Genomic DNA, 22,512 nt, shown 5'->3' with positions numbered 1-22,512 from the left:
CGCGTCGCGTCCCGACAGGGCGCGGACGGGAGGCGCGGCGCGGCAACGCGTGCAGCCTCCGGTCCGCGCCCTGTCGCGTTCCGCCCCGCGGCCGCGTGACCACGCGGTCGCGCGAGCGGGCAGGATGGCCGGTGTGAGCCTCCAGTCCCGACCCACCGCCCAGCGCACCGACGTCCGGCGCTGGCGCCGCTACCTGGCGGACGAACGGGCGGAAGCCGCCGTCTACCGGAACCTCGCCGCCCGGCGACACGGTGAGGAACGCGAGATCCTGTCCGCCCTGGCCGAGGCCGAGGGCCGGCACGAACAGCACTGGCTCGACCTGCTCGGCGACGACGTGGGTCGGCCGCAGCGCGGGAGCCTCCGCACCCGGGTGCTCGCGTCGCTGGCGAAGCGGTTCGGGTCGGTGTTCGTCCTCGCGCTCATGCAGCGCGCCGAGGACCGCTCGCCCTACGCCGACGACGCCGACGCGACCGCGAGCATGGCGGCCGACGAACGGATCCACGGCGAGGTCGTCCGCGGGCTCGCCAACCGCGGGCGGATGCGTCTGTCCGGCACCTTCCGAGCCGCGGTGTTCGGCGCGAACGACGGCCTCGTGTCGAACCTGGCGCTCATCATCGGCGTGAGCGCGTCCGGGGCGGACCGGCACTTCGTCCTCCTGAGCGGCATCGCGGGGCTCCTCGCCGGCGCGCTGTCGATGGGGGCGGGGGAGTACGTCTCGGTGCGGTCGCAGCGCGAGCTCCTCACGGCATCGGCGCCGCACCCCGAAGCCGGCCGGGCCGTCGCGGACCTCGACGTCGACGCGAACGAGCTCGCCCTCGTGTACCGGGCTCGGGGCATGTCCGAGGCCGAGGCCCAGCAGCACGCCGACGACGTCCTCGGCGGTGCCGCGGTGACGGGCACGGCGCCGGTGGACGACCACGAGGCCATCGGCAACGGCATGAGCGCGGCGGTCTCGAGCTTCTGCTTCTTCGCGTCGGGGGCGATCATCCCGGTGCTCCCGTACCTGTTCGGCCTCGAGGGGTGGGCGGCGATCGCGGTCGCGGCGCTCCTCGTCGGGATCGCCCTGCTCGGCACGGGCGCGGTGGTCGGCGTGCTGAGCGGTGCGTCGCCCCTGCGTCGGGCGCTCCGGCAGCTCGCGATCGGGTTCGGTGCGGCAGCGGTCACCTACGGGCTCGGGCTGCTGTTCGGGACGGGCAGCGCGTAGCCCTCCGACGACCGACGAGGCCGCTTCCGGCCCACCCGGGCTAGCGACGGACGGCCGCCCGGGGCGGGAGCAGCAGCAGGGCCGCAGCGCCGACGACGATGAGCGCGATGCCCGAGAAGACCATGAACACGGTCAGCGCGAGCCCCGGCGCGACCAGCACGACCACGCCCCCGAGGATCGAGAGCACCCCGCTCACGATCGACGGGACCCGCGACGACCCCGGGTGTCCCACGAACCCGCCGATCAACGACGCGATCCCCTCGACGATGAAGCCGACGCCGGCGAGCACCGCGTAGACGACGAGCGGGACGGCGGGGTCCAGCAGCGTCACGAGTCCGGCGACCCCGACCAGGCCGCCGACGACGCCGGAGGTCCAGCGCCACACCGGCGGCGTGCCGTGCCCCCGCACCGCGGCGAACACCCGCAGTGCGCCGGCCACGACGAGGTACACGCCGAACAGCAGCGCGACGACGACGAGCGACGGCCGCGGCCAGACGATCGCGACGATGCCGAGCGCGATGGCGACGACCGCGGTGACGATGACGAACACGCGGAACGTGCGGACGGCACGAGAGTCCACGAGCACTCCTCCCTGTCAGGTCTGCTCGGTCCGACGCTACCTCGGCAGGCAGCGGTCGGTTCGTCGCGCGGAGGGCGAAGCGCCGCGAAGCGGTGCAACCGGATGCAACCTGCGCCGCCGTAGCGTTCGGACAGGCGCGGACCCAGCGCCCCGACAGAGTCGTCGAAAGGTGTCCACCATGACCATCGCACCGTCACCATCCACCTACGCCGCACCCGGCGAGGAGGGGTCCCTCGTCTCGTACCGCTCCCGGTACGACCACTACATCGGCGGCGCGTACGTCCCGCCGGCCGGGGGACAGTACTTCGAGAACCCCACACCCGTCACCGGCAAGGTCTTCACCGAGATCGCCCGCGGCGACTCCACGGACGTCGACCGTGCGGTCGAGGCCGCGTGGAAGGCGTTCCCGGCCTGGGGTCGGACGAGCGTCGCCGAACGCGCCGGCATCCTCAACAGGATCGCGGACCGGATGGAGCAGAACCTCGAGGCCCTGGCGGTCGCGGAGACGTGGGAGAACGGCAAGCCCATCCGCGAGACCATCGGCGCCGACATCCCGCTGGCGATCGACCACTTCCGGTACTTCGCCGGGGCGATCCGCGCGCAGGAGGGCTCGACGGGGGAGATCGACCACGACACCGTGGCCTACCACTTCCACGAACCGCTCGGCGTCGTCGGGCAGATCATCCCGTGGAACTTCCCCATCCTGATGGCAGTGTGGAAGCTCGCTCCGGCACTGGCGGCGGGCAACTGCGTCGTCCTGAAGCCGGCCGAGCAGACGCCGGCGTCCATCCACGTGCTCATCGACCTGATCGGGGACCTGCTCCCGGCCGGTGTCCTCAACGTGGTGAACGGCTTCGGCATCGAGGTCGGTGCACCGCTCGCGCAGCACCCGGACATCCGCAAGGTCGCCTTCACGGGGGAGACGACCACGGGCCGGCTCATCATGCAGTACGCGTCGCAGAACCTCATCCCCGTGACGCTCGAACTCGGCGGCAAGAGCCCGAACGTCTTCTTCGCCGACGTCGCCCAGCAGCAGGACGCCTTCTACGACAAGGCACTCGAGGGCTTCGCCTTCTTCAACCTCAACCAGGGCGAGGTCTGCACCTGCCCGTCGCGGGCACTCGTGGCGCGGGAGATCTACGACGGCTTCGTCGCGGACGGCCTCGACCGGGTGCGCGCCGTCAAGCAGGGGCACCCGCTCGACCTGTCGACGATGATCGGCGCGCAGGCGTCGAACGACCAGCTCGAGAAGATCCTGAGCTACATCGACATCGGCAAGCAGGAGGGCGCGAAGCTCCTCATCGGTGGCGAGCGGGCGGACCTCGGCGGGGAGCTGTCCGGCGGGTACTACGTCACGCCGACGGTGTTCGAGGGGGACAACTCGATGCGGATCTTCCAGGAGGAGATCTTCGGCCCGGTCCTCGCCCTGACGAGCTTCAGCGGCTACGACGACGCGATCTCGATCGCCAACGACACGCTGTACGGCCTCGGCGCCGGGGTGTGGAGCCGCGAGGCCACCACGCTCTACCGCGCCGGCCGTGACATCCAGGCCGGGCGCGTGTGGGAGAACACCTACCACCAGTACCCCGCCGGAGCCGCATTCGGCGGCTACAAGCAGTCCGGCATCGGACGGGAGAACCACAAGATGATGCTGGAGCACTACCAGCAGACGAAGAACCTGCTGGTGTCCTACGCCGAGGGCCCGATGGGCTTCTTCTGATGCCCGACACCGACGACCGGCCGGCCACCGACGACCGGCCCGCCACCGCCCGCGTGGCGGTGACGCCGGCGGCGGGGGAGCTCCTGCGCTCCCTCGCCGCCCGGCACGGCCCGCTCATGTTCCACCAGTCGGGCGGGTGCTGCGACGGCTCCAGCCCGATGTGCTACCCCGTCGGCATGTTCATGACCGGCTCGGGCGACGTGCTCCTCGGCGCGCTCGAGGTCGACGGCATCGCGCCCGTCGAGGTGTACATGTCGCGGTCGCAGTTCGAGTACTGGAAGTACACCCACCTCACGATCGACGTCGTGGACGGTCGTGGCGCGGGCTTCTCCCTCGAGGTGCCGGAGGGCAAGCGGTTCCTCACCCGCTCCCGGATGCTGGACGACGCCGAGCTCGTGGATCTCGGCCTGGTCAGCGCCGGCCCTGGCCCGAGCGGGGTGCCGGACGTAGGCTGACCGCACCACTCGCGACGACGCGACGGGGACCGGACAGGAGGGCGCATGCGCGAACCGTCCGGTCTCCGCCCGCTCGTCGCCGCGTCCTGGCGTCGGTCCGCCCGCGTCGACCCCGAGACCGTGCCGACGCCCTCGATCGGCGAGGACGAACTCGACGCCCTGCGCCGTGCCGGTCCGCTCGGCACCGCGCTGCCGGTCGTCCGACGACTGCTGCTCGACGACGTCCGGTCGGCGGGGTGCGTCGTCGCCCTCGCGGACGCCTCGGGTCGGCTCGTCTGGGTGGACGGCGCACGGTCCGCCCGGCGCGCCGCGGAGGGCATGGGGTTCGTCCCCGGTGCCGACTGGGCGGAGGAACGCGCCGGGACGAGTGCTCCGGGGACCGCGCTCCGGCTCGGACGCGCCGTGCAGATCCACGCCGAGGAGCACTACGCGACGGCGGTGAAGGGCTTCTCCTGCACGGCGGTCCCGCTCCGCGACGCCGCGGGCACGGTGGTCGGCGCGCTCGACATCACGGGCGACGACCGCGCCGTCGAACGACACACGCTGCCCCTCCTGACGGCGACGGCCGCGGCGGCCGAGGCCGAACTCGCACTGGCGGCGCTCTCGGCCCGGACCGCACACCGTCCGGCTGCGGTCCCGTCCGCCGAGCTCACCCTGCTCGGGTCCGACACCGCGACGCTGCACGTCGGATCGCGGTCGGTCGCGTTGTCCGAGCGGCACTCGGAGATCCTCGCGGTGCTCGCCGCGAACCCGCAGGGACTGGCCGCCGCGGACCTCGCGGTCGCCGTCTACGGCGACCCGCGCGGCGTCCAGACGCTGCGGGCCGAAGTGGTGCGGCTCCGCCGTGTCCTCGCCGACCACGCGCTCGACGCGCGCCTGACGTCCAGGCCGTACCGCCTGGAGGGGATCCGGACCGACGTCGAGACGGTCCTGTCCGCGCTCGACCGCGGGGCGCGCCTCCAGGCCGTCGACCGGTACACCGGACCGGTCCTGCCGGGGTCCGCGTCGCCCGGGGTCGACGACCTGCGTGACCGCGTCCGGTCCCGGTTCCGTGAGTCGCTCCTCCAGGACGGCGGGGTGGACGCGCTGCAGGCGTGGGCACGCACCGCCGACGGCGCGGCGGACGAGCAGGTGCTGCGGGCGCTGCTCGCGGCGTTGCCGCGTCGGTCGCCGCGGCGGGCGGGCGTGGTGGCGGCGATCGAGGCGATCGAGCGTCCCTGAGCGGACGGCTCCGCCGGCTCGGGCGGCGCGGCACACGTCGGTCCGTCGGCCGACGGCGCGCGCCTCCCGCGGCGGGTGCGGGGTGGTCAGGACCCGCTCGTCGGCTCCGGTGTCGAGGTCGCGTCCGCGTCGGGTGCGGCCGGCGGGGTCGGTGCCTCGCCGTCCTTCGGGGGCTCGGGCGCCTCCCCGTCCTTCGGCGGCTTCGGTACCGTTCCGTCCTTCGGCGGGGTGGGTGCCGTGCCGTCCTTCGGGGGCTTCGGAGCCTTCCCGTCCTTCGCCGGGGTCGGAGCCGTGCCGTCCTTCGGCGGGGTCGGCGCCTTCCCGTCGGCGAGCGGGCCGGCGACGCAGCCGGGGGCGGTGCCGGTGTCGCCCTTCCCGGCGGGCCCGGCGGCGGGTCCGTCCGTGGGCGCGCCGGTCGGTGCGCCGCTCGGTGCTCCGGAGGGTGCTCCGGTCGCCGATGCGCTCGGCGTGGCGGGGGCGGCCACTGCTGCGCTCACCCCGATCCCGCCGAGGACCAGCACGGCCGCCGCTGCGGATCCGATCCCGACCGCGCGGAGGGTCCGGCGACGCTTCGTGCCCTGTTCGTTCTCCATGGTGTTCTCCTGTTCGTCCGTCGGTCGACCGGGTCGGTCCGCCGACGAGGACGACGCTCGGGTTCGAATCTGAAGCAGGACTGAAGCATTCGTGGAGCACAGGGTTTCTCCAGGCCGTTCCATGCTCCGTGCTGGCGGAGCCCACCTACGGTGTCCGCCGTGACCGCACCCGCCCGCATCCTGGTCGTCGAGGACGACGACTCCCTCCGCACCGCCGTCGTGACGACCCTCCGCGCCGAGGGGTTCTCCGTCGCCGAGGTCGCGGACGGCCGTTCCATCGCCGCCGACCTCGACCGCACCGCCCCGGACCTCGTCCTGCTCGACTGGATGCTCCCCGGGCCGAGCGGCATCCTGCTCGCCGCCCGCATCCGGGCCAGGTCGGACGCCGCCGTCGTGATGACCACCGCGCGGGACGAGCTCGACGACCGACTGCGCGGGTTCGCCGAGGGGGCGGACGACTACGTCGTGAAGCCGTTCGCGATGGCCGAACTCGTCGCCCGGGTGACGGCGGTGCTCCGGCGCCGAGGACGGGTGCCGTCCGTGATCGAGGTGGGCGACCTCGTGCTCGACCCCGACGGCTCCACGGTCCGTCGTGCCGGCGTGCTGCTCGACCTGACCGCGACCGAGTTCCGACTCCTCCGGTTCCTCGCCGAGAGCCGCGGACGGACGGTGTCGAAGGGGCAGATCACGACCCAGGTCTGGGGCTACGAGGACATCGCACCCAACCTGGTCGAGGTGCACCTCAGCGCACTGCGGCGGAAGATGGAGGCGCACGGGCCGCGGCTCGTGCACACCGTCCGGGGCCTCGGGTACCGGCTCGCGGTGGACCGGGGTGCGGCGTGATGCGCGACGGACGCCTACGGACCACCTCGCTCCGGCTGCGGACCGTGGTCGCGATCCTCGTGCTCCTCGCGGTCCTGCTGACGGCCCTCGTCGTCGCGGTCGAGGCCGTCCTCGGCGCCCGACTGACCGCCCAGGTCGAGGACCGCCTGCGTGACCGGGCGTCCGCTGCGGCCGCGCTCGTCGGGGTGCTCGACGCGAGCGACCTCGCCGACCGGTTGTCGGCGCAGGGGCTCTCCGTGCGGATCGTCGAGCCCGACGGCGCCGCGGTCGAGGCCGGCCCCAGCCCCGAGCAGTTGCGGAAGGGGCCACCCGACCCGACGGGCCTGCCCGGACCGGCGGCCCGGTCCTCGGCGGCTCCGTCGACCACCGGCACGTCCGACAGCACCGGGGCCACCATCACGTCGTCGTCGGTGCACGAGGACGACGGCGTGCTGACCCTCCGCTCGGACCTCGAGGACGGCACCCGCATCACGCTGACCGCCGGCACGCGCGACGTGCAGGAGACCCTGGCGCAGCTCGGCTGGGTGATGGGCGGTGCGTCCGCCGCCTTCCTCGGCGTCGCCGTCGTGGGTGTCGTGCTCGTCGTCCGACGCTCGCTGCGCCCGCTCGACGAGATGACCGCCGCCGCCCGGTCCATCACCGCGGGGGACCGCGGACGCCGACTCCGGCCGTCCCGCACCGACACGGAGATCGGCCGGGTGGCGCTCGCCCTCGACGAGATGCTCGACGCGGTCGAGGGTGCGGAGGCGCAGGCAGTCGCCGCCGAGGAACGTGTCCGCGCGTTCCTGTCGGACGCCGCCCACGAGCTGCGGACCCCGGTCGCCGGTGTCCGGGCCGCGGCGGACACCCTCGTGCGCAACGGCCCGGACGACCCGGAGACGAACGAGCTGCTCGCGGTGCACGTCGTGCGGCAGGCCGACCGGGCGGCTCGGCTCGTCGACGACATGCTGACGATGGCGCGACTGGACCGGGGGATCGCCCTCGACCGGCGCAGAACGGAGCTCGTCGACTGGCTCCACGCCGAGGCCGAGCGGCTCCGCATCCGGTTGCCCGGCGTGGAGCTGCGCGTCGAGGTCCCCGAGCACCCGGTCGACGCCGACGTGGACCCGGACCGACTCGCCCAGGTGCTCGGCAACCTGGTCGACAACGCCGCGAGGGCCACCGGGGGCACCGGCACGGTCTGGCTCCGCCTCACCGTGGGACCGGAGGGGGCTCGACTCCGTGTCGAGGACGACGGCCCCGGGATCCCGGCAGCCGACCGCGAGCGCGTGTTCGACCGACTCGTCCGGCTCGAGGACGCTCGGGACACCCGCTCCGGCGGCGCCGGCCTCGGGCTGCCGATCGCGCGCGGGATCGCCGTCGCGCACGGCGGTTCGCTCGCGCACGGGGGCGACGGCGAGCTCGGCGGCGCGGTGTTCGACGTGCGCCTGCCCGCGAGCGCGACGGTGCCGGCCGGTGCACGTCGGCGAGCGGGCGTCCTGCTAGCCTGATGCCCTACGCGAGTGTGGTGGAATGGTAGACACGGGGCACTCAAAATGCTCTGCTTCACGGCGTGCGGGTTCGAGTCCCGCCACTCGTACAACGCAGCTCACGGCGTGCGGGACAGTCCCGGTACCGCAGTCCCGCCACTCGTACAACTGCGCAACTGCGACTTCCGACGTCTAGTAGGCTTCTGGGTGTGAGTGACACAGAAGCAACTGCAACAGCACCCCGTCGCGTCGTCGTCGCCGAGGACGAGTCGCTCATCCGCCTCGACATCGTCGAGATCCTCCGCGACAACGGGTTCGACGTCGTCGGCGAAGCGGGTGACGGCGAGACCGCCGTGCAGCTCGCGACCGACCTCCGTCCCGACCTCGTCGTGATGGACGTCAAGATGCCGCAGCTCGACGGCATCTCCGCCGCCGAGAAGCTCTCGAAGAACCACATCGCCCCCGTGGTCCTCCTCACGGCGTTCAGCCAGAAGGACCTCGTCGAGCGTGCGACCGAGGCCGGCGCCCTCGCCTACGTCGTCAAGCCGTTCACGCCGAACGACCTCCTGCCCGCGATCGAGATCGCCCTCTCGCGGCACCAGCAGATCATCACGCTCGAGGCCGAGGTCGCCGACCTCGTCGAGCGCTTCGAGACCCGCAAGCTCGTCGACCGCGCCAAGGGCCTGCTCAACGAGAAGATGGGCCTCACCGAGCCCGAGGCGTTCCGCTGGATCCAGAAGGCCTCGATGGACCGCCGCCTGACCATGCACGACGTCGCCAAGGCGATCATCGAGCAGCTCAGCGCCAAGAAGTAGCGACCCGGGCGCGTACCAGGCCGACCACCTGGCAGGGTGGAGCCATGGACGACGTGGTGATCCGTGCCTCCAGGCCCGACGACATGCCGGCGGTGGCCGACCTGCGATGGCGGTGGAGCGTCGACGAAGGCGGTGCGACGCCGGGCGTGACCCCGGACGAGTACCGCGAGGCGATGTCGGCGTTCGCCGCCGCCCACCCCGACACGCACCGCTGCGTCGTGGCTGAACGCGACGGCCGGGTGCTCGGCATGGCGTGGCTCGGGCTCGTCGCACGGCCCCCGACGCCGGACCGACCCGGGCGACGGCTGACCGCAGACGTGCAGACCGTCTACGTCCACCCAGACCTGCGGGGCGCCGGCGTCGCGAAGCGCCTCGTGACCGCGTTGCTCGACGCCGCTGACGAGCTCGGTGCCGAGCGGACGTCGGTGCACTCGAGCGTCGAGGGCGAGACGCTCTACCGCCGCCTCGGGTTCGGCGACGCCCGACTGCTGCTGCAGCGCCCGCCCGAGGACTGACCGGTCATCCGCGCGCCGGGAGCTGCTGCAGCGTCCACGCGTTCCGGTCGGGATCGGTGAAGAAGACGAACCGTCCCCACGCCATCTCGTCCACGCCGATCGCATCGACGCCGAGCCCCTGCAGGTGCGCGAGTGCCTCGTCGGCGTCCGGGACGACGACCTGGATCGACTTGAGCGAACCGGGGGCGACGTCCGGGGACATGATGCCCTCGCCGAACGCGATGGAGCAGGCGGACCCGGGCGGGGTGGCCTGCACGAAGCGGAGCTCGTCGGAGACGCGCTGGTCGTGGTCGATCGAGAAGCCGATCCGTTCGTAGAACTCGCGGGATCGGTCGACGTCGCTGACGGGGACGAGGATCAGTTCGATCCTCCAGTCGGTGGCGGGCACGGGTCACTCCTTCGTGACGCCCGCCGGGGTCAGCGGGCTTCGCGGATCATGTTGGTGATGCGCACGGTGGAGCAGCGCCGCCCCTGGTCGTCGGTGAGGACGATCTCGTGCGTGGTGAGCGTGTTGCCCAGGTGCAGTGCCGTGCAGGTACCGGTGACCAGGCCGCTCGTGGCGCTCCGGGAGTGCGAGGCGTTCAGCTCGATGCCGACCGCGTACCGGCCGGGACCGGCGTGCACGTTCGCGGCCATCGACCCGAGGCTCTCGGCCAGGACGACGTAGGCGCCGCCGTGCAGGAGTCCGACGGGCTGACGGTTGCCCTCGACCGGGATCGTGCCCACCGCGCGCTCGGCCGTGAGCTCCGTGATGACCATGCCCATCTTCTCGGCGAGCTCGCCCATCCCACGGTCGGCGAGGCGCTCGTCGACGGTCCCGGTGGTGGCAGCTTGGTCGGTCACGCTGGCGGACTCCCGTGTCGGATGGCGTCGGTAGGCTGTCCGGGTGTCGGACTCCGCAAAGCCTACCCTCATGGTCATCGACGGCCACTCGCTCGCCTTCCGGGCCTTCTACGCGCTGCCGGTCGACAGTTTCGTGAACCGCGACGGGCAGCACACGAACGCCATCCACGGCTTCATCTCGATGCTGCTCATGCTCCTCCAGCGCGAGAAGCCGACCCACCTCGCGGTCGCGTTCGACATCTCGCGCTTCTCGTTCCGCACGCGTGAGTACGAGGACTACAAGGGCACCCGCTCCGAGACCCCGGCGGAGTTCAAGGGCCAGATCCCGCTCCTCCAGCAGGCGCTCGAGGCGATGGGCATCACCACCGTCACGAAAGAGGACTACGAGGCCGACGACATCCTCGCCACCTTCGCCCGCCAGGGCTCCGAACAGGGCTACCAGGTCTACGTGGTGTCCGGCGACCGTGACTCGATCCAGCTCGTGAACGACGACGTCACGCTGCTGTACCCGTCGGTCCGCGGCGTCTCCGAGCTCACCCGGTACGACCGCGACAAGGTGTACGAGCGGTACGGCATCGAGCCGCACCAGTACCCCGACATCGCGGCGCTCGTCGGCGAGACCAGCGACAACCTCATCGGCATCGACAAGGTCGGCGAGAAGACCGCGGTGAAGTGGATCACGGCGTACGGCTCCCTCGACGGTGTCCTCGAGCACGCCGACGAGATCAAGGGCGTCGTCGGCAACAACCTGCGCGAGCAGAAGGACCGGGCGATCCGCAACCGGAAGCTCAACCGGCTCGTGAACGACGTGGAACTGCCCGTCGGGCCGGCTGACGTCGCACTCCGTCCCCTCGACGAGGCCGCGGTGCGCGAGCTCTTCGCGAAGCTGCAGTTCCGCACGCTGCTCGACCGCGTGTTCAAGGTCGCGGGCTCCGGCGAGCCGTCGGAGTCCAGCGCGGTCGAGGGCTCGGTCGACAGCGGTGCGCCGACGCCGCCCGCGGTCAAGACCCTCATCGACGAGGAGCTCGGCTACTGGCTCGAGCGGCGCAACGCGGCCGAGGCGGCGAACGGCTACGGCGTCGCGGTCGAGGTCATCGACGGCCGCCTCAGCGCGATCGGCATCGCCACGCACGACGACGCCGTCCTCGTCCCGGGCGGCAGCGGCGCGAAGGACTACGAGCAGCTGTCGGCGTGGTTCGCCTCCGACGCCCCGAAGCACTTCCACGACGCCAAGACCGCGATCAAGGCACTCGCCACGGTCGGCTTCGAGGTGAACGGCATCGCCGGCGACGCCCGCCTGACCGGGTGGCTCGCGCAGCCGGGCAAGCAGGGGCAGCCCCTCGCCGACCTCGTCTACCAGGAACTCGGCGAAGAGCTCCCCACGGCCGACCCGAACCAGCTCGTCCCCGAGACCGACCCGGTGAACGTCGGCGTGCACGCGTGGTTCGTGCTCCGGGTCACCACCGCGCTGCGTGCCCGTCTCGACGAGTCCTCGCTCACCGTCCTCGACGACATCGAGCTCCCGCTCGTCCCGGTCCTCGCCGGCATGGAGACCACGGGTGTCGCGATCGACCGTCCGGTGCTCACCGGGCTGTCGCACGACCTGGGGGAGCGCGCGGCCGAACTCGCGCAGCAGGCCTTCGCCGAGATCGGGCACGAGGTGAACCTCGGGTCGCCGAAGCAGCTGCAGGAGGTCCTCTTCACCGAGCTCGCGATGCCGAAGACCCGCAAGACGAAGACCGGGTTCTCGACCGACGCCGCGAGCCTCGCCGACCTGCAGGAACAGCACCCGCACCCGTTCCTCGGCCTGCTGCTCCAGCACCGCGACGCCACGAAGCTCCGGCAGATCGTGGACACGCTCGACGCCGCGATCGTCGACGGACGCATCCACACCCGGTACGAGCAGACCGGCAGCAGCACCGGCCGCATCTCCTCGACGGACCCGAACCTGCAGAACATCCCGGTGAAGACCGCGGTGGGGCGCCGGGTCCGGTCGGCGTTCGCCGTCGCCGAGCCCTACACGACGCTCATCACGGCCGACTACTCGCAGATCGAGATGCGCATCATGGCGCACCTGTCCGGTGACCCGGGTCTCATCCAGGCCTTCAACGAGGGCGAGGACCTGCACCGGTTCGTCGGCGCCCGGGTGTTCTCGGTCGAGCCGGCCGACGTCACGCCCGAGATGCGCACGAAGGTCAAGGCGATGTCGTACGGCCTCGCGTACGGCCTCAGCCCGTTCGGCCTGTCGAAGCAGCTCCGCATCGAGCAGTCCGAGGCACGCACCCTCATGAACGAGTACTTCGCCCGGTTCGGCGCGGTGCGCGACTACCTGCGTGGTGTCGTCGAGCAGGCGCGCGAGGACGGCTACACCGAGACCATCTTCGGCCGCCGTCGCCCGTTCCCCGACCTGAAGAGCCCGAACCGCGTCCTCCGCGAGAACGCCGAGCGCGCGGCGCTGAACGCGCCGATCCAGGGCTCGGCGGCCGACATCATGAAGATCGCGATGCTCGGCGTCGCCGCCGACCTCCGCGACGGCGGGCTCGCGTCGCACCTGCTGCTGCAGGTGCACGACGAGCTCATCCTCGAGGTCGCGCCCGGCGAGCAGGAGCGGGTCGAGGAGATCCTCCGCACCCGCATGGGCGGCGCGGCCGAGCTGACCGTCCCGCTGGACGTGTCCGTGGGCGTCGGCCCGAACTGGGAAGCCGCTGCGCACTGAGGCGCGACCGCCTGCTGGACAGGAGGCGCGGCGCCGGCCCGCACCGCGCCTCCAGTCCCGCAGGTTCCGCGTCGTGAGCCGTCGTGGATAGGGTCGTGAGCATGACCGATGACCGTCCCGTCCGCCAGCCCTCCGCCGTCGACCGCGTCGCCGAGGACTGGGTGTCCACCCTCGTCGACCTCGACCCGACCGTCGCCACGTACATCGGCGTCCCGGGGCGTACGGGGGAGTACGGCGACACGTCGCCCGCCGGTGCGGCGGCCATGGCGGACGCGGCGCGCGCCGCGAAGCGCGCACTGGACGCGGCCGACGCAGTGGACGCCGTCGACGAGGTGACGAAGACCGACCTCGGCGCCGAGCTCGACCTCGTCCAGGAGTCGTTCGACCGCAAGCTCCACCTCCGCGACCTCAACGTCATCGCCAGCCCGGCGCAGTCCGTGCGCGACGTCCTCGACCTCATGCCGACCGCGACCGAGTCCGACTGGCAGGACATCGCGAGTCGGCTGCACGCGCTCCCCGACGCGATCGAGGGCATCCGCGAGACCCTGCTCGAGGGAACGCGCGAGGACGTCACGCCCGCTCGTCGCCAGGTCGCGCTCATCGCCGAGCAGGCCACCCGCACCGGCGCGGCGGACGGCGTCTTCCGGCAGCTGGTCGACGGCGCCGCGTTCGACGACGGCGGTCCGGTGCCCGAGCCGCTCCGGGCCGAGCTCGCCCGCGGGGCCGAGGTCGCCGCTGCTGCGTACCGGTCGTTCGGGCAGTTCCTCGAGCACGAGCTGATGCCGCTCGCGACGCCGGTCGACGCCGTCGGGCGCGAGGCGTACGAGCTGCACTCCCGGCGGTTCCTCGGTGCGGTCGTCGACCTGGACGAGACGTACCAGTGGGGGATCGAGGAACTCGCGCGGATGCGTGACGAGCAGGAGCGCATCGCCGACCGCATCGAGTCCGGTGCGAGCGTCGCCCGGGCGATCGAGGTCCTCGACGCCGACCCGGCGCGGGTGCTGCACGGCACCGACGCCCTGCAGCGGTGGATGCAGGAGACGAGCGACGAGTCGATCCGGGCGATGGACGGCAAGTACTTCGACATCGCCGACCCGATCAAGCGCCTCGAGTGCCGGATCGCCCCCACGCAGGAGGGCGGGATCTACTACACCGGCCCGTCCGACGACTTCTCGCGCGCCGGCCGCATGTGGTGGTCCGTGCCGCAGGGCGTGACCGAGTTCGGCACCTGGCGCGAGAAGACGACGGTCTACCACGAGGGCGTCCCCGGTCACCACCTCCAGATCAGCCAGGGCGTCTACAACCGCGGCGAGCTGAACACCTGGCGTCGGCAGCTGTCCGGGTCATCGGGGCACGTCGAGGGCTGGGCGCTGTACGCCGAGCGCCTCATGGAGCAGCTCGGCTTCCTCGACGACGACGGGGACCGGCTCGGCATGCTCGACGGGCAGCGCATGCGTGCGGCCCGGGTGGTGCTCGACATCGGCGTCCACCTGCAGAAGACGAACCCCGACGGTGGCGCCTGGACGTGGGAGTACGCCCTCGACTTCATGCGCCAGAACGTGAACATGTCCGACGAGTTCGTGCAGTTCGAGGTGGCGCGCTACTTCGGGTGGCCCGGGCAGGCGCCGTCGTACAAGGTCGGTCAGCGCGTCTGGGAGTCGATCCGCGACGAGGTGGCCGCGCGCGAGGGTGCGTCGTTCGACCTCAAGGCGTTCCACCACCGGGCCCTCGCGCTCGGCAGCATCGGTCTGGACACGCTCCGCAGCGCCCTGCTCGACTGATCGATCGGGGCCGACACGGTCCGACACGCCCGGTTGTGGGCGCTCGCTCGCTGCGGTTAGACTTGTGCGGCGCAATCCGCGCTCACCAAACACATCGCCAGGACGGCTCGAACCGGTATCCGGTTCGGACCAGGGGGTCGCTCCCTCGCCGTCTCGGCCCGACTCATGTCCGTTCGGAGCAATCTCTACATGACAACCACCACGACCAAGGCTCCCAAGCAGGTCGCCATCAACGACATCGGCTCGGCTGATGACTTCCTGGCCGAGGTCGAGAAGACCCTGAAGTTCTTCAACGACGGAGACCTCATCTCCGGCACCGTCGTGAAGATCGACCGCGACGAGGTCCTCCTCGACGTCGGTTACAAGACCGAGGGTGTCATCCCCTCGCGCGAACTCTCCATCAAGCACGACGTCGACCCCAACGAGGTCGTCGAGGTCGGCGACGAGGTCGAGGCCCTGGTTCTCCAGAAGGAGGACAAGGAAGGTCGCCTCATCCTGTCGAAGAAGCGTGCGCAGTACGAGCGCGCCTGGGGCGACGTCGAGAAGATCAAGGAGTCCGACGGCGTCGTGACCGGTACGGTCATCGAGGTCGTCAAGGGCGGTCTGATCGTCGACATCGGCCTCCGCGGCTTCCTCCCGGCGTCGCTCATCGAGCTGCGTCGCGTCCGCGACCTCACGCCGTACCTCGGTCAGGAGCTCGAGGCGAAGATCCTCGAGCTCGACAAGAACCGGAACAACGTCGTCCTCTCGCGCCGCGCGCTGCTCGAGCAGACGCAGTCCGAATCCCGGACCACGTTCCTCAACAACCTCCACAAGGGCCAGGTCCGCAAGGGCATCGTGTCGTCGATCGTCAACTTCGGTGCGTTCGTCGACCTCGGCGGCGTCGACGGTCTCGTCCACGTCTCCGAGCTCAGCTGGAAGCACATCGAGCACGCCAGCGAGGTCGTCGAGGTCGGTCAGGAAGTCACCGTCGAGATCCTCGAGGTGGACCTGGACCGCGAGCGCGTGTCGCTCTCGCTCAAGGCCACGCAGGAAGACCCGTGGCAGGTCTTCGCCCGCACCCACGCGATCGGCCAGATCGCACCGGGCAAGGTCACGAAGCTCGTGCCGTTCGGTGCCTTCGTCCGCGTTGCCGACGGCATCGAGGGCCTCGTGCACATCTCGGAGCTCTCGAACAAGCACGTCGAGCTCGCAGAGCAGGTCGTCTCGGTCAACGACGAGGTCTTCGTCAAGATCATCGACATCGACCTCGACCGTCGTCGCATCTCGCTCAGCCTCAAGCAGGCGAACGAGGGCGTGGACCCGGAAGGCTCCGAGTTCGACCCGGCGCTCTACGGCATGCCGACCGAGTACGACGACAAGGGCGACTACAAGTACCCGGACGGCTTCGACCCGGAGACGAACGAGTGGCTCGAGGGCTTCGACACCCAGCGCGAGGAGTGGGAGCGTCAGTACGCTGCCGCCCAGTCGCGTTGGGAAGCCCACAAGGCGCAGGTCGCGAAGACCATCGCCGACGAGGCGCAGGGTGGCTTCGACCTCCCGGCGACCGCTTCGTCGTCGTCGTCCTCGACGTTCGCGACCGAGTCGAACGGTCAGGGCACCCTGGCCGACGACGCTTCGCTCGCAGCGCTCCGCGAGAAGCTCAGCTCGACCAACTGATCGAGCGGCGCAGCCGTACCGGAAGCCCGGCATCCCTGAGAAGGGGTGCCGGGCTTCCGGCCGTTCCGGAGGTACCGGGTCGGTAGCCTGTCGGTGTGCGCATCATCGGTCTCACGGGCGGCATCGCCGCGGGCAAGTCCACCGTCTCCGGCCGTTGGGCCGAGCACGGTGCGGTCGTGGTGGACGCCGACCGGCTGGCGCGCGACGCCGTCGCTCCCGGCAGCCCGGGCCTCGCGCAGGTCGCCGAGCGGTTCGGCCCCGGCGTGATCGCAGCCGACGGTTCGCTCGACCGGCCGGCGCTCGGTGCGATCGTGTTCGCCGACGCCGCGGCGCGGAAGGACCTCGAGGGGATCACCCACCCCGAGGTCTGGCGTCTCGCCCAGGCGGCGTTCGACGCAGCCGAGGCAGCGGACCCGGACGCCGTCGTGGTCTACGACGTGCCGCTGCTCGCCGAGGCCCGGGGGAGCCGGCCGCTGCGGTTCGACGCGGTCGTGGTCGTCGATGCTCCCGCTGCCCAGCGGATCGAGCGGCTCGTGGAGCACCGCGGCATGCCCCGCGACGAAGCCGAGCGCCGCGTCGCCGCGCAGGCGAGCGATGCCGACCGCCTGGCGCTGGCCGACCACGTGGTGGACGCCACCGGCACCCTCGCCGACACGATCCGATCCGCCGACGAGGTCTGGGAGCGCATCGGCCGATGAAGCACCGGGTGCTCCTGGTCCTCGCGGCCGTCCTCCTCGTGGCGATCGGCGCCGCGTCGCTCGTCGCGGCGAACGTCCTCGGTGGCGATCGGGTCGCGGAGCACGGCCGGGTGTCCGCAGCCGACCGACCGCGCGGCGACGAGCACGGTCCGGTGGGGGAGTTCCACCGCTTCCGCCTGGGCACGATCAACGGGCAGCGGCTCGAGCCGAACCGTGACGACTTCGCGGCACGCACCGATTCCGGCGGCCCGCTGCTGCTGTTCCTGCCGGCGACCCGCGCCCGGCCCGCCGACTACCAGCTGTTCCTGTCCGCGGCGCTGCGCGACGGGTACCACGTGCTCGGGCTCGACTACTGGAACCTCGGAAAGACGCTGTCGGGGACGTGCGAGGCGGATCCGCACTGCTACGGGCAGGTGCAGCGGAACCGGTTCGACGGCACCCGGCCGTCACGGTTCAGCTCCGTGCAGCCGGCCGGCTCGATCATCTCGCGGTTCCGTGACGCGATCGCCTACCTCGACGACCACGACCCGGACGGCGGGTGGGGACGGTTCGTCCAGGGCGACTCGGACATCGCCTGGCAGGACATCGTGGTGGCCGGGCACTCGCAGGGCGGCGGCGAGGCGGCGTACATCGCGCACATCCGGCCGGTGCAGGGCGCGCTGATGTTCTCCTCGCCCGTGGAGTCGTTGGGGAGCGAGCACGCAGCCTGGATGGATCGCCCCGGGAGGACACCGGTCGACCGGATGTACGCGATCGACGACGTGCGCGACGTCTTCGGGCCGCGGATCCGTGGCTCCTGGAAGGTCCTCGGGCTCGACGGTCCCGACGGGCCGTTCCGGACCGACACCGCGCCGCCCGGACCCGACGAGGACCCGCACGCGATCCTCACCGACATCGCGGTCGGGTCGCCGGCCGAGTCGCACTCCCGCACGATCAAGGACACGACCCCGATCGGCCGCGACGGGCTCCCGCGGATGGAGGCGCTGTGGCAGTGGCTGCTCCACCGGTTCTCATCGGACCCGTCATAGGATCCCGCAATACTCTGGGTCCGTGCAGCAAGCAGGCGAAGGACCCGACCTGCGCTCGACCATCCGTGCCCGCGCGGCGCAGGACGGGGAGCGCAGCTACCTCGAGGACGCACGCAGTGACCGCGTCCTGACCTACCGCGCGCTCGAGGACGCGGTGTCCGCGTGGTCCTCGACCTTCGACGCGATCGGGGTCGCGCCGTCCGGGGCGGTCCTGGTCGACCTCGCCGACCCGCTCTCGTTCGCGGTCGTGCACCTCGCCGCCCTCTCGACCGGTCGGCGGGCGATCCCCGTCGACACCGGACAGCCGACCTCGGAACCCGGCCGTCTCGCCGACCTGATCGGCGGTGCCTCGCTCGTGGTGTCGGACCGCGCCGTGGACGCGACCGTCCCCGGGGCGCCGGCGAGCGGGATCGACGCGGCCACGTTCCTCCCGGCAGCCGTCCGCGACGGCGACCTGCCGTCGGAGAACCCGGACGCACCGGGCGAGGGGTCCGTCGTGCTCTTCACCTCCGGCTCCACCGGCACCCCGAAGGGCGTCGAACTGCCCGAGTCGCAGCTGCTGTTCGTGGCCCGGGCCGTGGCGCAGCACAACCGCCTCACGCCGGAGGACCGCGGGTTCAACTCCCTCCCGCTCTTCCACGTGAACGCCGAGGTCGTCGGGTTGCTGGCGACCCTCGTGGCCGGCGGGACCCTCGTGCTCGACCGACGGTTCCGTCGCACCGGCTTCTGGGAGCTGCTCGCCGAGCGCCGGATCACCTGGCTGAACGCGGTCCCGGCGATCCTCGCGGTCCTCGCGAAGACCGGTCCGCTCGACTTCCCCGAGGGCCTCCGGTTCGTCCGGAGCGCCTCCGCTCCGCTGCCCGATCCGGTGCGGCAGGCGCTCGGCGACGTCCCGCTCGTCGTCAGCTGGGGGATGACCGAGGGGGCGTCGCAGATCACCGCCACGCCGCTCGGTGCTCCCGCACGCGTCGGGACCGTCGGCGTCCCGGTCGGGTCCGAGGTGCAGGTCCGGGGCGAGGACGGCACAGTGCTGCCCGCCGACGAGGTCGGTGCCCTCTGGATCCGCGGCGAGGGCATCGTCCACCGCTACCTCTTCGATCGCGCAGCGGAGCGGTTCGACGCGGACGGCTGGTTGCGCACGGGTGACGTCGGATCGGTCTCGGCGGACGGCTGGGTGTCGCTCGCCGGTCGCTCGGACGACGTCATCAACCGGGGCGGCGAGAAGGTGTACCCCTCCGAGGTGGAGGACGTGCTGCTCGGCGACGACCGCGTGCTCGAGGCCGTGGTCGTCGGGCGGCCGCACGAGGTCCTCGGCGCGGTGCCGATCGCCTACGTGATCCCGCAGCCGGACGAGGCCGTGGACGCCGAGGCCCTGGTCGCCGACCTCACCGCGCGGGCCGAAGCGCACCTCACACGGTTCCGCCGTCCGGTCGAGATCGTCGTCGTGCCCGACCTGCCGCGCGCGCCGACCGGCAAGGTGCAGCGGGCGAAGGTGCGGACGATGGCCGAACACCCGTGACCGACGCCGCCACGCCCACCGCCGACGCTGCCGACCGTCGGGTGCAGACGCCGACCCGCACCGCCGAGGGGAAGCCGCGCCACCTCTACGAGGTCGACGTCCTCCGCATCCTGACCTTCGCCTGCGTCATCGGCGTCCACACCACGAGTCACACGGTCGCCGCCGACGACGTCCCGCTGAACGCCCTGCTCGGCCTGCTCCACTTCACCCGCCTGGTCTTCTTCTCGCTGACCGCCTTCGTGCTCGTCTACAGCTACACGCTCCGACCGCGGCCGATGGCGCAGTTCTGGCCGAAGCGCTTCCTGCTCGTCGGCGTGCCCTACCTGGCGTGGTCGTTCGTCTACGTGGCGTCGTCCTGGCTCCTCAGCGCCACCCGCCGGGGCGACGTGCCCGACCTCGTGCGCACGTACGCCGAGGGCATCGTCACCGGCGTCTCCTGGTACCACCTCTACTTCCTGCTCGTGACGATGCAGGTGTACCTGCTCCTGCCGGTCATCGCGTGGCTGGTGCGGAGGACGCGCGGCCACCACGTCGCGGTCCTCGCCGTGACGCTCGTGTTCCAGCTCGTGGTCTTCGCCGGGTACAAGTACTTCCCCGCCAGCGACGCGTGGATGCACGGCTACCAGAAGCAGTTCTTCTTCTCGTACGTGTTCTTCATCGTCTCCGGCGCGATCGCCGCCGACCACGCGGACGCCTTCCTCCGGTTCATCCGGGTGCACCGCCGCGCCGTCCTCTGGGGCTTCGCGGGCGCCGGCGCGCTCACCCTCGGCGTCTGGTGGCTGCAGGTCGGTCTCGGGCAGTCGCTCTACGCCGCCGGCACGCCCCTGCAGCCGGTCCAGGTGCTCTGGAGCAGCGCCGTGTTCGTCGGGTTCCTGGCGATCGGCGCGCGCTGGGCGGATCGGCGCCGGCCCGGGAGCGCGCTCGCCCGCGTCGTCGACTACGGCTCGGACCGGTCGTTCGGCATCTTCCTCAGCCACCCGTTCGCGATCTGGATCCTGCTCTACGGCGACAGCTGGCTCGAGCGCGTCGTCCCGAAGCCCTGGCTCACGCTGGTCACCTACGTGCTCGTGCTCGTGATGTCGGTGGCCGTGACGGAGCTGTTCCGGTGGACGCCGTTGAGCGTGCCGCTCACGGGGCGGCCGTCCTTGTCGTCGCGTGGGCAGCGGGCGGCGCGGGCGCGGAAGCGGGAGTCGGCTGCTCGGGGTGCGGGTGCTGGTGCCGTGCCGGTGGTCGCCCCGGAACCGCGGGTCGACCCGGTCGAGCCGGTCGAACCGGACGATGCGCTCGTGGGGGAGACGGACGACGTCGGGCGGCGGTCGACGCGCTGACCGCGTCCACCGATGGGGCGTCGCCCGCACCGCGCGGGGACGGGAGGCGCGGGTCGGGCTGGCAGCGCGCCTCGCGTCGTGCGCAGTGCCGGACGGGAGGCGCGGGTCGGGCCGGCACCGCGCCTCCCGTCCGCAGCGTGTTGCGGTCGTCGCGACGCGGATCAGCCGGCGTGCTGCTCGGCCTTCGGGACGCCGATCTCGAGGACGCCGTCCGTCATCGTGAGCCGCTTCGGCTTCATGAACCACGCGACCACGGCCGCAGCGGCGAGCAGCACGCAGGAGAGGGCGAAGGGCAGCTGCCAGCCGGAGGCGTCGATCAGCGCGCCGAACACGATCGGCGAGATCACGCCGGCGATGCCGAAGCCGGTGTTCATGAACCCCGACGCGGTGCCGGACCATTGCGGGGCGACGTCCATCGGGATTGCCCAGAGGTTGGCGTTGCAGAGCTCCAGGAAGAAGAACGAGAGGGCGAGCGAGATCGTCGCGACGACCAGGCCCTGCCCGATCACGAGGGGGACGAGGCAGACGAGGGAGCCGCCGAGGCCGATGACGAGGACGATCCTCCGGGCGTTCCGGCTGTCCCCGCCGCGGTGGATGATCCGGTCGCTGAGCATCCCGCCGACGGTGTCGCCGACGACGCCCGCGAGGAGCACGAGCGTGGTGAAGAGGGCGAACTGGCTGATCGGCAGGCCGTAGGTGTCGCTGAGGAACGTCGGGATCCAGGTGAGGAACACCCAGAGCACCCAGCCGTACCCGAAGTCGACGAAGGTCACCGGGGAGATCTGCCGGGCCAGCGTGCGCCACGGGACGGGCGGCCGGGTGGCGCGGGTCTCGACCGGCGGCAGCTCGTCGAGCTCGACCTGCTGGATGCCGGTGGTGTCCTCGGGCTTGTCGCGGAACCAGACGAACCAGACGATCGCCCAGGCGATGGACAGGACGGCCGTCGCGAAGAACGCCCACCGCCAGCTGCCGGTCGCACCGATGACCCAGGCGACGAGGAGCGGCGCGAGGGCGTTGCCGAGGCGCGCCGCGGAGTGCACGACGCCCTGTGCGAAGCCGTTGCGGTCGCGGGGGATCCAGCGGCTCATCGCCTGGGTCGCGGCGGGGAACGCGGCCGCCTCGCTCAGGCCGAGGAGCGCGCGGGCGGCGAAGAGCGTCCAGAAGCCGACCGAGAACCCGGTCCAGAGGGTGGCGACACCCCAGATCACGGTGATGACGAACAGGGCCTTCCGGGGACCGAACTTCTCGGCGATCGTGCCGCCGAAGACCTGCAGCAGGGCGTAGGGGAGTGCGAAGGCGGAGACGATGAGCCCGGCGGTCGTCTCGTTGAAGCCGAAGTCCTCGGTGATGTGGGGGAGCGCCGTGGAGATGTTGGTGCGGTCGATGTACGAGATCGCGTACATGCAGCACAGCAGGATGAGCACTCGTCCGCGGATGCGTCCGCGGAACGGGGTGCCCTTCGTCGGTGCGGCGGGGGTCGCCGTCGTCATGGGGGCCTCTTCGGGGAGTGAGAGCGAGTCGGGTT

Annotated in this window: 20 protein-coding genes and 1 tRNA gene; 16 read left to right on the top strand and 5 right to left on the bottom strand. The window is 71.8% G+C overall.

Annotated elements, in window-relative coordinates:
• The first annotated feature begins 124 nt into the window (after positions 1–124).
• Positions 125–1,204 carry a VIT1/CCC1 transporter family protein gene (locus tag ACEN8D_RS03495; RefSeq protein WP_071296287.1) on the top strand — a complete coding sequence of 360 codons (1,080 nt, stop codon included), beginning with the start codon at positions 125–127 and terminating at the stop codon, positions 1,202–1,204.
• A 40-nt stretch (positions 1,205–1,244) separates the two neighbouring features.
• Here ACEN8D_RS03495 and ACEN8D_RS03490 read toward each other — a convergent pair whose 3' ends face one another.
• Positions 1,245–1,784 (bottom strand): HdeD family acid-resistance protein, encoded by a 540-nt coding sequence (locus ACEN8D_RS03490; protein ID WP_070416229.1) that lies wholly within the window; start codon positions 1,782–1,784, stop codon positions 1,245–1,247.
• 178 nt (positions 1,785–1,962) lie between these two features.
• Here ACEN8D_RS03490 and exaC point away from each other — a divergent pair, with 178 nt between their 5' ends.
• From exaC to ACEN8D_RS03475, 3 genes are read left to right on the top strand one after another with little or no spacing between them, the layout of a single operon-like run.
• Positions 1,963–3,504 (top strand): acetaldehyde dehydrogenase ExaC, encoded by a 1,542-nt coding sequence (exaC, locus tag ACEN8D_RS03485; RefSeq protein ID WP_402736160.1) that lies wholly within the window; start codon positions 1,963–1,965, stop codon positions 3,502–3,504.
• The gene (locus tag ACEN8D_RS03480) at positions 3,504–3,959 is read left to right on the top strand and encodes a DUF779 domain-containing protein (protein ID WP_413399508.1); all 456 of its coding nucleotides are present in this window, start codon (positions 3,504–3,506) and stop codon (positions 3,957–3,959) included. Before exaC ends, ACEN8D_RS03480 begins: the two co-directional genes overlap by 1 nt.
• A gap of 45 nt (positions 3,960–4,004) precedes the next feature.
• Positions 4,005–5,180, top strand: a complete 1,176-nt coding sequence (locus ACEN8D_RS03475; RefSeq protein WP_495601154.1) for a GAF domain-containing protein — start codon at positions 4,005–4,007, stop codon at positions 5,178–5,180.
• An 86-nt stretch (positions 5,181–5,266) separates the two neighbouring features.
• On the opposite strand, the gene ACEN8D_RS03470 is transcribed toward ACEN8D_RS03475, so the two are convergent.
• On the bottom strand, positions 5,267–5,773 hold the full coding sequence (locus ACEN8D_RS03470) for a hypothetical protein (protein WP_495601153.1): 507 nt from the start codon (positions 5,771–5,773) through the stop codon (positions 5,267–5,269).
• 159 nt (positions 5,774–5,932) lie between these two features.
• On the opposite strand from ACEN8D_RS03470, the gene ACEN8D_RS03465 reads away from it, so the two are divergent.
• From ACEN8D_RS03465 to ACEN8D_RS03445, 5 genes are all read left to right on the top strand, one after another.
• Positions 5,933–6,616 carry a response regulator transcription factor gene (locus tag ACEN8D_RS03465; protein ID WP_071296365.1) on the top strand — a complete coding sequence of 228 codons (684 nt, stop codon included), beginning with the start codon at positions 5,933–5,935 and terminating at the stop codon, positions 6,614–6,616.
• Positions 6,616–8,106 (top strand): HAMP domain-containing sensor histidine kinase, encoded by a 1,491-nt coding sequence (locus ACEN8D_RS03460; RefSeq protein WP_413461460.1) that lies wholly within the window; start codon positions 6,616–6,618, stop codon positions 8,104–8,106. The genes ACEN8D_RS03465 and ACEN8D_RS03460 overlap by 1 nt, the downstream gene beginning before the upstream one ends.
• 8 nt (positions 8,107–8,114) lie before the next feature.
• Positions 8,115–8,195 (top strand) — tRNA-Leu (locus tag ACEN8D_RS03455).
• 99 nt (positions 8,196–8,294) lie between these two features.
• A complete protein-coding gene (locus ACEN8D_RS03450; RefSeq protein WP_022905562.1) occupies positions 8,295–8,900 on the top strand; it encodes an ANTAR domain-containing response regulator in 606 nt (201 codons plus the stop codon).
• A 44-nt stretch (positions 8,901–8,944) separates the two neighbouring features.
• Positions 8,945–9,415, top strand: a complete 471-nt coding sequence (locus ACEN8D_RS03445) for a GNAT family N-acetyltransferase (protein WP_261646533.1) — start codon at positions 8,945–8,947, stop codon at positions 9,413–9,415.
• 4 nt (positions 9,416–9,419) lie between these two features.
• On the opposite strand, the gene ACEN8D_RS03440 is transcribed toward ACEN8D_RS03445, so the two are convergent.
• Together ACEN8D_RS03440 and ACEN8D_RS03435 are read right to left on the bottom strand one after the other, a co-directional pair.
• Entirely contained in the window at positions 9,420–9,803 is a 384-nt protein-coding gene (locus ACEN8D_RS03440; RefSeq protein ID WP_309886962.1) for a VOC family protein, read from the bottom strand.
• Positions 9,804–9,832: 29 nt separating this feature from the next.
• Positions 9,833–10,201, bottom strand: coding sequence for a PaaI family thioesterase (locus ACEN8D_RS03435; RefSeq protein WP_071296366.1), 369 nt, complete (start codon positions 10,199–10,201; stop codon positions 9,833–9,835).
• Between the two features lie 100 nt (positions 10,202–10,301).
• Between ACEN8D_RS03435 and polA the strand changes: the two genes are divergently transcribed.
• From polA to ACEN8D_RS03400, 7 genes are all read left to right on the top strand, one after another.
• A complete protein-coding gene (gene polA / locus ACEN8D_RS03430) occupies positions 10,302–12,974 on the top strand; it encodes a DNA polymerase I (RefSeq protein WP_229084965.1) in 2,673 nt (890 codons plus the stop codon).
• 101 nt (positions 12,975–13,075) lie between these two features.
• Positions 13,076–14,755 (top strand): DUF885 domain-containing protein, encoded by a 1,680-nt coding sequence (locus ACEN8D_RS03425; protein WP_413461462.1) that lies wholly within the window; start codon positions 13,076–13,078, stop codon positions 14,753–14,755.
• A gap of 189 nt (positions 14,756–14,944) precedes the next feature.
• A complete protein-coding gene (rpsA, locus tag ACEN8D_RS03420; RefSeq protein ID WP_070416219.1) occupies positions 14,945–16,414 on the top strand; it encodes a 30S ribosomal protein S1 in 1,470 nt (489 codons plus the stop codon).
• 95 nt (positions 16,415–16,509) lie between these two features.
• Positions 16,510–17,112 carry a dephospho-CoA kinase gene (gene coaE, locus ACEN8D_RS03415; RefSeq protein WP_413398789.1) on the top strand — a complete coding sequence of 201 codons (603 nt, stop codon included), beginning with the start codon at positions 16,510–16,512 and terminating at the stop codon, positions 17,110–17,112.
• Positions 17,109–18,140, top strand: coding sequence for a BPSS1187 family protein (locus ACEN8D_RS03410; protein ID WP_413398788.1), 1,032 nt, complete (start codon positions 17,109–17,111; stop codon positions 18,138–18,140). Before coaE ends, ACEN8D_RS03410 begins: the two co-directional genes overlap by 4 nt.
• 22 nt (positions 18,141–18,162) lie before the next feature.
• Positions 18,163–19,659 carry a class I adenylate-forming enzyme family protein gene (locus ACEN8D_RS03405; protein WP_413398787.1) on the top strand — a complete coding sequence of 499 codons (1,497 nt, stop codon included), beginning with the start codon at positions 18,163–18,165 and terminating at the stop codon, positions 19,657–19,659.
• Positions 19,656–20,987 (top strand): acyltransferase, encoded by a 1,332-nt coding sequence (locus ACEN8D_RS03400; RefSeq protein WP_413398786.1) that lies wholly within the window; start codon positions 19,656–19,658, stop codon positions 20,985–20,987. Before ACEN8D_RS03405 ends, ACEN8D_RS03400 begins: the two co-directional genes overlap by 4 nt.
• A 161-nt stretch (positions 20,988–21,148) precedes the next feature.
• Here the strand turns inward: ACEN8D_RS03400 and ACEN8D_RS03395 are convergent, their stop codons facing one another.
• Positions 21,149–22,477 carry an MFS transporter gene (locus tag ACEN8D_RS03395; protein ID WP_413398785.1) on the bottom strand — a complete coding sequence of 443 codons (1,329 nt, stop codon included), beginning with the start codon at positions 22,475–22,477 and terminating at the stop codon, positions 21,149–21,151.
• Positions 22,478–22,512: the final 35 nt, after the last annotated feature.

The organism is Curtobacterium sp. Curtsp22, from assembly GCF_059492135.1.
This window is presented reverse-complemented; position numbering and strand designations above follow the sequence as displayed.

Excerpts from the sequence above, each read along its gene's own strand:
- ACEN8D_RS03495 (WP_071296287.1), top strand. The coding sequence starts at position 125 with ATGGCCGGTGTGAGCCTCCAGTCCCGACCCACCGCCCAGCGCACCGAC.
- exaC (WP_402736160.1), top strand. The coding sequence starts at position 1,963 with ATGACCATCGCACCGTCACCATCCACCTACGCCGCACCCGGCGAGGAG.
- ACEN8D_RS03475 (WP_495601154.1), top strand. The coding sequence starts at position 4,005 with ATGCGCGAACCGTCCGGTCTCCGCCCGCTCGTCGCCGCGTCCTGGCGT.
- ACEN8D_RS03425 (WP_413461462.1), top strand. The coding sequence starts at position 13,076 with ATGACCGATGACCGTCCCGTCCGCCAGCCCTCCGCCGTCGACCGCGTC.
- ACEN8D_RS03470 (WP_495601153.1), bottom strand. The coding sequence starts at position 5,773 with ATGGAGAACGAACAGGGCACGAAGCGTCGCCGGACCCTCCGCGCGGTC.
- rpsA (WP_070416219.1), top strand. The coding sequence starts at position 14,945 with ATGACAACCACCACGACCAAGGCTCCCAAGCAGGTCGCCATCAACGAC.
- ACEN8D_RS03480 (WP_413399508.1), top strand. The coding sequence starts at position 3,504 with ATGCCCGACACCGACGACCGGCCGGCCACCGACGACCGGCCCGCCACC.
- ACEN8D_RS03460 (WP_413461460.1), top strand. The coding sequence starts at position 6,616 with ATGCGCGACGGACGCCTACGGACCACCTCGCTCCGGCTGCGGACCGTG.
- ACEN8D_RS03445 (WP_261646533.1), top strand. The coding sequence starts at position 8,945 with ATGGACGACGTGGTGATCCGTGCCTCCAGGCCCGACGACATGCCGGCG.
- ACEN8D_RS03435 (WP_071296366.1), bottom strand. The coding sequence starts at position 10,201 with ATGGGCGAGCTCGCCGAGAAGATGGGCATGGTCATCACGGAGCTCACG.
- ACEN8D_RS03410 (WP_413398788.1), top strand. The coding sequence starts at position 17,109 with ATGAAGCACCGGGTGCTCCTGGTCCTCGCGGCCGTCCTCCTCGTGGCG.
- ACEN8D_RS03395 (WP_413398785.1), bottom strand. The coding sequence starts at position 22,477 with ATGACGACGGCGACCCCCGCCGCACCGACGAAGGGCACCCCGTTCCGC.